General features: G+C 47.8%; 4 protein-coding genes. 3 read left to right on the top strand and 1 reads right to left on the bottom strand.

Features of this window, described 5'->3' with window-relative positions; all coding sequences use genetic code 11:
- Positions 1–409 precede the first annotated feature (409 nt).
- From COV46_04810 to COV46_04800, 3 genes are all read left to right on the top strand, one after another.
- Entirely contained in the window at positions 410–2,983 is a 2,574-nt protein-coding gene (locus COV46_04810) for a hypothetical protein (GenBank protein ID PIR17322.1), read from the top strand.
- Positions 2,984–3,127: 144 nt separating this feature from the next.
- The gene (fusA, locus tag COV46_04805; GenBank protein PIR17321.1) at positions 3,128–5,230 is read left to right on the top strand and encodes an elongation factor G; all 2,103 of its coding nucleotides are present in this window, start codon (positions 3,128–3,130) and stop codon (positions 5,228–5,230) included.
- A gap of 103 nt (positions 5,231–5,333) precedes the next feature.
- Positions 5,334–5,867, top strand: a complete 534-nt coding sequence (locus tag COV46_04800; protein PIR17320.1) for a molybdenum cofactor carrier — start codon at positions 5,334–5,336, stop codon at positions 5,865–5,867.
- Positions 5,868–6,236: 369 nt separating this feature from the next.
- On the opposite strand, the gene COV46_04795 is transcribed toward COV46_04800, so the two are convergent.
- On the bottom strand, positions 6,237–9,212 hold the full coding sequence (locus COV46_04795; protein ID PIR17359.1) for a hypothetical protein: 2,976 nt from the start codon (positions 9,210–9,212) through the stop codon (positions 6,237–6,239).
- Between the last annotated feature and the right edge of the window lie 183 nt (positions 9,213–9,395).

The following is a 9,395-nucleotide window of genomic DNA, read 5'->3' as shown; positions in this document are numbered from 1 at the left end:
GGGACAAGATGGCGGGAAGAAGCGATTAGACGTGAATCATCTGTTTATAAATGAAAAGAAAGTTGTTTTCAAGCGCGACAAGCAGTTATCCACGCACGCGCACCGGCTCTCCCTTCGGGGGCCGGCGCGCCGCCTGATGGATAACTTTTTACTAACAATGCATTCATCATTTTTTACCTACCCAAGAATGTTATGAGCCTCTCAGCATAAATGCCCTCAAATCACCCGCTCACTTTGGAGAAGAGCCATAAAACTTATTTTCTTAGCAACAAATTCATAGTTCAGCCGATAACCTGCCATGGTGTGATCGTGTACACTGATCAATATGGCTGTCAAAAACGATAAAACAGTTGTAAATTCATATGATTACATGCGGTGGCGAGTTCGGGACCTGAACCCGCCCGACAGTATGCCGGAGCGGCAAAAACTGCAAAAACCGGATATTCATGCTGAAGAGGCTTTTTGCACGTCGGAGCACCCTGATATTTCAATAGGCCAAGGGGTCCCCTCGTATTCCAAGATAGGTAGTAACGAGATCATTAACAAGGCCTTATCCAATCCGGCAGTACGGAAGATATTTTACGAAGGATGCCCTGATTTAAGCGTGCCGGAACCTGTCTGTATGATCGGCAACGATCTAAAGATCGACATGGCGCATGTGAAATTCTCCATCGATCTGATTCCTCAGGTCTTCCGCCTGCTCTCGCCAGAGCTAGACCAAGCGTGTAAAAAGTTGTTGGATCTGGTCCAGTCGGCCGCTAGTGCGCGGCATCTCTCCCCGGAAATGGAAACAATGTTTGACAGATACAAAACGGTGATATGGCTTATTGGAGTTGGGGCGCTCAAAAAAGAGGTGAATGGACTTTTCTCCGGCCTTTCTGAACCAGAGATTGCGAAGTTGGTTAGGACATTAAGAAGGTCCGATAATGAATCCAAAGACGATCTAATATGCGCGGTTGCCGCAAATATGCCCGAAAAAGACAAGCAGCTCCTGCTTAAGGCAATAGATAACGTTCAGGGCCTTAGAGCAAGGGAGTCTACTCCCGTGAATTTGCAAATATCTCAGGTTTATCTGCAGGCCGAGGCCGTCATGCGCTACAGGTCGGTTTCCGAACTGATCTTAAAGGCCAAAACCGATTTCGATAATGCAAAACCTCCGAATATAGGGACCGGAATTTCCGGTGAAACATGGAAAACGTTGTTGGTTACACCTTCCCATTTTGAATATTATATAATGTTTCAGATCCATTCTATCCTGTTTGATTTTTCAAAAATGGCGAACGATTTGAAAAATATGTTCGAAGACAGGGGGCCCGCCGTACAAAATGCCGTCAACGTTATCAAAAACAGATGTTCGGCCTACCGGAAAAGAATTAAAAGAGTTGTAGCGCTAAAAAAGGTAGAGCCGTTCTTGGAATTGATGATTAAGTCAATAAGACTGCAAATGCTCGGCCTTGATCTTAGATCTGTGGTTTCGACGGCGGAAAGAACAGGTGTGGTGGATCTTGACGAATTCACGCAGTGGGCCGTGAAAAGGGGCCTTAAAATAAGCCCGGATGATATTAGAAAGGGATCCGGCGATTGGGTCGATAAAATGGCGGTTCTCGTTGCAAAAGAGGGTGCGGAGCAGGCAGAGGCGAGCATGGCCGACGCCATTGAGAACGTGATAACATGGGATCTGGAGCTGTCCAGAACATATTCGGAAAACAACGAAGGATGCGATTCGTGCCGTGAGAAAGATCGGGACATTAGAACATGGATAGAAGAAGAAAAGAAAAAGATCGCGTCCGGCAGTTCCGATCACGCCAACGGCTTTTTTAGAAAGGCCGAAGAATACTGGGGAGAAAAGCGCCCCAAAGGGCTTTCGTCATACATGGACGTTCCAAAGGTCCTGCGAGGCGTCAAGACCGGTCTTGAATGGCTTGACCTCAGAAAAGAAATAGCAAGGCATGAGGAAAATAAATATTCCGGATTAACCACTATCTTGGAAACGATGAAGGCTCTTTGGCTCCGAGATCATTGCAGTTGGATCACGCAAAAGCTTCAGGGATCCTTTATCAGACTGGCGCCGTTTGCGGCGCTTAAATCGGAGATCTTTTTTCGTCCGGCCGATCTAAGGATCCCCGACTTGCCCGATGAGCTTTCTGGGTACAATGAGCGCAATGTAAAAAATCTGGCACACGTGTACCAGCAAATGGCCGGAGATGAGACCTCTAACGAGATTGCGAGCTATTATGCAGCGATATGCTCCGCAATATTGGGGGGCGCGGTTGCCGGAATCTTAAGGGGAGTGGTTTTGAATTGGGAGATGGGTCTGGGCTGGAGATCGTCAACAAGTTATCTGATGTCATGGAATACTTCCGAGATGGGCCTTTTAAAGGCTGTCTCTGTTCGTACAGCAGGCATCGTTGCCGAAGAGTCTGCGGCAGGTCTTGGTTTCAATCTGGCCACAGATGTTCCCATGATACCCGTAACGGGTGTGCCTTCAGGATCTGAATTTTTGAAAAGATGGTTGAGTACTTCGCTTGTCTTTGGAGCGATGGACGGCGTTTCGCATTTACTGCAGCCGTTGTTCAAATACGACCTTGCCGGAGCCGATAAGTTTCTTAACGAAATACCTCGCATGTCGGACGCAGCATTTGGCGAGCGGTTGGCTATGCCTGAAATAGAAAGAGGCGTTCAGGGACTCCTTAATTATTACGGGACCTCAAGGGGCCTCACTTATCAATTCACACATTTTATGTCCATGGTGTCGGTGCTGGAAAATAGCGGTTCCCTTCTTGGCACAATAGACCTCGAAAGGCCCGTTGAGATGGATAAAAAGGCCACTCTGGGAGATGAGGTCCTGAACTCGCTTCGCCTTCCGGCATCGCTATTTGGTATTATGCTTGGCGGAAGGATGCTGAGCTCCGGCTACTGGCCTGAGGATACGGCCATAGACCGTGACAGGTATCTGGCCGATAAACTTGCAGCTCAATTTTGAAGATGATCCTCTGATATTCAGACTGGAAAAACCCGACAGCTTGTTTCCATTTGCTGGAACGATATTCTCGTTCGATCTTTAATCCTCAAAATTCATTTGCCACGCGAACATTCTTGGGCTAAAGATTTGCCTTCTTACTAACCCATAAAGGAGGCCTCTTTTATGAAAGTGTACGAATCAGACAAGGTCCGCAGCGTATGTTTCATCGGCAACAAGGGGACAGGCAAGACAAGTTTTTTAGATGCACTTCTTTTCACAACAGGCGCAAATTCAAGAATAGGGAAAGTTAGCGACGGCAGCTCAATGGCCGATTATGATTCCGCAGAGATCAGGCGCAGACAGACCATAGTTTCAAAGATAATACCGTGCGAATGGAAGGGTTATAAGATAAACGTTATCGACACCCCAGGCTACGCCGATTTTGTAGGTGAGGTCATTGCATGTTTAACAGCGGTCGATATCGCGATGGTGTTCGTCGATGGCATCACCGGAATAGATATCCCGACAAGGCGTTTTTTGAGCCTTGCCATCGAACAAAAGAAACCGGTCTCATTTCTCATCAATAAATGTGATTCCGAAAGGGTAGACATCGACAAGGTGATGGAATCAATAAGGTCGGTAGCTCCGAAGGCGGTCCTTATAGAAGCTCCCATAGGTAGCGGCCCAAATTTCAGGGGCGTTGCCGACGTTTTTAATATGAAGGGATATGTTTCGGAGGGCGGTAAGGCGAAAGAGTGCGACGTTCCTGCCGACGCGCAGGGGAAAGCCGCAGCTTATCGCACGGCATTACTCGATACTGTCGCCGAGAACGATGAATCGCTCATGGAAAAATATCTCGGCGGCGCAGAGTTGACCGTCGATGAGATCAAGAACGGTTTTGCAAAGGGCGTTGCGGGTGGTAACATCTCTCCAGTCTTTATTGGAAGCGCACTTAACGGTGTAGGTACGGATGCCTTCCTCCAGATGCTCTGTGAATGGTTCCCCTCTCCCAAAGAGATGCCGGTCCCGACCGGAAAGAACGAGGCTGGCGCAGAGGAAAAACACAACCCCAGCCCGGCCGAACCTCTGTCGGCATTTGTTTTTAAAGCGACCAGCGATCCCGGGATAGGCGATGTCTGTTTCTTCCGCGTCTGGTCGGGGACGGTCGTTCACGGAGATGACGTTTACAACGCATCAAAGCGGACCAGCGAAAGAATGGGACATCTTTTTGCTATGCGCGGCAAGAACCGCGAAGAGATTGAAAAGATATTCGCCGGCGATATTGCCTGTGTTGCAAAGTTAAAAAGCACGAACCTTAACGACTCTCTTGCCACTAAGACAAAATCGATAATGTTTGATCACATCAAATTTCCCGAACCAATGGTCTCATTGGCGGTGTTTCCAAAATCAAAGGCCGATTCCGACAAGATAGGCGGCGGTTTCTCTAAACTCATGTCGATCGACCCGACGTTCAAGATGCACATCGATCACGAGTTCAACGAGACGATCATTTCAGGAATAGGTGAGATCCATCTGGAGCTCATGCTTGAGCGTCTGAAAGAAAGATACGGTGTTGAGGTTGAAATTGGAAAGCCCAGGATCCCTTACCGCGAAACGGTCAAAAAGTCGGTCAAGGTTCAGGGAAAATATAAGAAACAATCCGGAGGAAGGGGACAGTACGGCGATTGCTGGATCGAGCTTAGCCCCGCTCCGGGAAAGGGATTTGAATTCACCAACTCCATATTCGGCGGTTCTATCCCAGGGAAATATGTCCCTGCCATTGAAAAGGGTGTGCGCGATACCATGCAAAAAGGGTCGCTCGCCGGATATCCGGTCGTAGATATAAAGGTAGATGTCTTTGACGGCAGTTATCACGATGTCGATTCGAGCGATATGGCTTTCCAGATAGCCGGCTCAATGGCATTTAAAATTGCCGAAGAACAGGCAAGCCCGGTACTTCTTGAGCCCATCATGACAGTTGAGGTCACCGCTCCGCAGAACTTCATGGGCGATATAACAAGCGATATCTCGAGCCGCAGGGGAAAAGTGGCCGGCATGGACAGCTTGGGCGATACGAGCATAATCAAGGCCCAGATACCTCTGGCCGAACTTTATAAATATTCCACAACGCTTCGTTCAATGACATCAGGCGCTGCTTCGCACACGATGAGCTTCAACCACTACGAACAGGTTCCGTCTCACATCTCACAAAAACTGGTCGATGAGGCCAGAAAGGCAAAGGAAGCGCCGGTCATTGAGAAGAAATGACCCGAACGTAAGCGAGGGTCATCCTGAGCCGCCCCGCAGGCGAAGGAACCCCCGCATATTGATATAGGAGATTCTTCGCCCGTCGTCCTTCGACAAGCTTGGGATGAGCGGATTCAGAATGACAGCGAAACTTAAAATTATCTCTGGCGGCCAGACAGGCGTTGACCGCGCAGCATTGGATGCGGCCATCGAGCTTGGTATTCCTTGCGGCGGATGGTGTCCAAAGGGCCGCAAGGCAGAAGATGGGCCTCTCGATCCAAAATATCCGTTAAAAGAGACCGACTGTAGTGATTATGCCGTCCGCACGGAATGGAATGTGCGCGATTCAGACGGCACGCTTATCGTTACGCGAGGAAAACCGACCGGTGGTACGGCATACACGATCGCAATGGCGCGAGTTCATAAAAAGCCGTGTTTGGTGATCGATCTGGATAAACTGTCGTCCCCACGAAAGTGGGGACCTCGTGAAGAGACTCTAGATCCCCGCTTGCGCGGGGATGACATAGTTAAATGGCTCACCGAGAACAACATCAGCAACCTCAACATCGCCGGCCCGCGCGAGAGCAACATGAGGGGCATATATAATGATGCGAAGGAATATTTTAAAAAATGGCTCTTCTCCCGATCGAGTGGGTGATTTGCGGGACAAGATGACGGGAATCAGCGATTAGACGTGAACCATCTGTTTATAAACTGAAGAAGAAAGTTGTTTTCAAGCGCGACAAGTAGTTATCCACGCACGCGCACCAGCCCTCCATTCGGGGGCCGGCGCGCCACCTGACGGACAACTTTTTACTTACCCAAGAATGTTATGAGCCTCTCAGCATAAATGCCATCAAATCACCCGCCCACTTTGGAGAAGAGCCAGAAAAATTATCAGGAGGCTGATTTTAGGCGCTGGATAGCCACGTCGCCCTTCGGGCTCCTCGCGATGACAGGCAATTGTTTTCGTCATAACGGGCTCCATTAAAATTATCGTTCTCGACCTCGTTCGAATAGTATCTCCCTACGGTGTAAATTTACATTCTCCCCATACGTAAAACTTCGATATTTTGTTTGTCTCTCCAACACCTATCACATCGGCAGACCACTTCGCGCGTACTTCTCCCTCGAGCAAATTTGAAATATTCCAATAATGATCCTTAACATTATATAGTCCATCATAGACATCAAGTTTTTCTTCAGGATTAATCTCTACATGCTCATACTGCTCGTCATAAAAGACAGTCATATATCCATCTTCACCCATTATTATATAGCCCATGAACGGAATATCTGGGAGAGGTCCTTTTCCCTTCATCTTAAAATATACAGATTTCAAACCAAGGTAGGCCTTACTGCCAGACATCGTAATGTCTGCACCACTGCTTGAAACATCTGCCATGTAGCTCATGTTCTGGGCCTTCTTTGATTCACCCAGGCCAATGGATGAAATTTGAGGAACGGCATCATCAGAAGATTTAGGTGATAAAAGAAAAGTTTTGTTCTCATTTTGCGGGCCTTCACTGCCGACAATATAGACGTGGCCATTTGAAGCGGTAATATCCTGCGGTATGAGAGATTTTGGCAGATTTATCGACTGATAAGATGATGGGAAATCACCATAATAGACAGTGTCGCCCGAGGCCAAATAATCATTATCTTTGTAGCGCAAAGAAGCGGAAGGGGCGCTTAGGCTCTTTAACAGATTAATTTCGCCGCTCTTCCTGTCATAGGAAAATAGGCCCAAATTGCCGGCGACCAAAACACCGCCGTTTTTCCACTCGCGAACAGTTCTCATGTCTGGGAGCTTCTGCGAATGATGACCGAATTTCAACATTGCGGCCGACAACCCAACAAGACTTATTGGTTTTGTAACAGACGTGGGGTAGAAAACTTTCTGCCATTCAGAGTTGCTAGCGTTCCCCTGCAAAAGATAGTCAACATTTCCTACTACATAGAAATAACCGTCTATTATAAAGATGTCTCTAAAGTCTTTTTTGACGTAATCAGAAAATGGCAGGTACGCCTCATCACTAAATATCAGCTCAGCATTCACCCCCTTGAAATGTGCAACACTCAAGTCGTCCCCGCTCAGCCAGAATTCATCAAGGCTTCCGGTTGCTGAGGTCCAGCGGGTTGGCGCCCATGTCTTGTGCGCAAGTTTTTCTCTCTGTATAAACTTCGCAGACGCCTTCTCTTCACCAAGATCATAGAGAGTTCCGTTAATGCCGGACGCCGAAACAAACTCCCCCTCTTTATAGACTCCGGTCAGACTATTTGGGAACGGAAGTTTCTCTTTTGCCCATTCGCTTCCAGACTTTAAGTAAAATGTTGAGTAGGTTCCCACGACTGCTAAATTATCTTTTGAAGCGCCCGAAATACCTAAAATTGTCGACTCAGGCGAAAAATTTTGACACACTTCAAACGATGTGTTGCCGCCGCACCAGAGCAGGCCGCCGCTTCCGCCAAGACGAACATCCTTTCCATCGCTCCAGACCGCTCTGAGGTCGGAATTATTTTTAAGGTCAACCTCTGTCCAATATCCACCCTCATTACTGCTGTGACCAAATATAGACCGAAAAATATTCATGGCACGCGTAACGCCGCTCTCTTTCTTATTTTGCTGCCAATAGGCAACATGGCCGTCATCACCAACCACCCAAACCCGTCCGCCATTTTCAGCAAATAGATCCCGCCACGTAACAGTTTGTGCGGCTGTTTTTTCAGAGTTCATAAATACCGACCAATAGGAAACCCAGCCAACCTTTTCCGATTTCCATTTCGAACCGTCAAAGTGAAAAATTTCGCCATCCCCGCCCGCAATCCATATGTCATCCTTTCCCGTTCCATGAACGGCAAAAATGGGCACTCCAAAAGACTTGCCGTCACCAATGCCGCTCGGCCCTATCTGCGCCCATTTACCAGCTGTAAGCAAAAAGAAGTGGCCTGATTTTGTGACTGCGGCAACACCCTCTTTTTCTATTCCAAAAAGGTCGGTAACGGTTCTGTCGTCATCTGAAACTTTAACACTGTTCATGGCAGGAATATCCCACGGCGAATTAATTGCAGACCAGTTACCGTTACCGTAGCGTTGAAAAATATTCCCGCCTTCACCTGCGGCCCATTGGTTATAGCCTTTTCCTGTGATGGCATAGAAATTCATTGTAGAAATGGATGGTTTAAAAGACTCCGTAGCATCTCCATCACAGGACGGGCCGCCCCCGCCGCCTCCCGAATCATTTATTATCTCACCAAGCGTCTTGTCTTTAGGCAAGTTTGGGAGACATTTAGCAGTATCCGGCCCTTTCAGACAATCGCATATCTCTTTTGTCTCTTCGTCAGCCGGAGGGTCGCACGGATCTAAGTTGTTTTCTGGGTCGCACGCGTCACCAATTCCGTCGCCATCGCTCTCTTTTTGATCGGGGTTATAAATGTCCGGGCAATTATCGACCTCATTTTTCTTGGTATCATTGTCTTTGTCTGGGTCACACAGATCACCAATGCCATCGTTATCTGAATCTTTTTGATCTGTGTTAAACCAGTCCGGGCAATTGTCAGCGCTATCAACAATGCCGTCTTTATCTTTGTCCGGCAGGATGATACAGATATTGTCTTTGCATGTAGCCGTCTTTCCAAATTTATTCTTACAACTTACAAGTTCAGTGATCGGTTTTCCATTTTCACAAATGACCTCATTGAGAATGGACGAGGCATCACAAGTATCCATTGATTTTCCGGGAACATATTTTTGATAGTCAGCTTCCGTATCCGTGCATGGCGGACACGTGTTTCCCGCGTACCACACGCAGGCGTCACAGCCGTCCGGAGTTCCATCGCTGTCTTCGTCGGCGCTGTCGTCAAATCCTTCGCAAATATCGCAAACATCGCCGGTCTTATCGCCATCCTGATCCGCTTGATCGTAGTTGGCAATGGACGGGCAGTTGTCATACGGTTCTTTTACTGCATCGCCGTCGATGTCACTGTCGCAGGCGTCTCCCATTTTATCACCATCAAGGTCAAGCTGGTTCGGATTTGCATCATAGGTACAGTTGTCAATGCAGTTATTGATCGAATCGCCATCGGTATCTTTAGAGGAACAATTCGTCGAAGCCTTAGCGCGTATGGGGATCGATAAGAAGGTTACGGCTAACAGGAAAAAAAACGTACACCTTAAAAAAGACTT

The organism is Deltaproteobacteria bacterium CG11_big_fil_rev_8_21_14_0_20_49_13 (genome assembly GCA_002796305.1).
In the GTDB taxonomy this organism is placed as follows: domain Bacteria; phylum UBA10199; class UBA10199.
The sequence above is the reverse complement of the archived record's forward strand: the minus strand, read 5'-3'. Positions and strand labels throughout refer to the sequence as shown.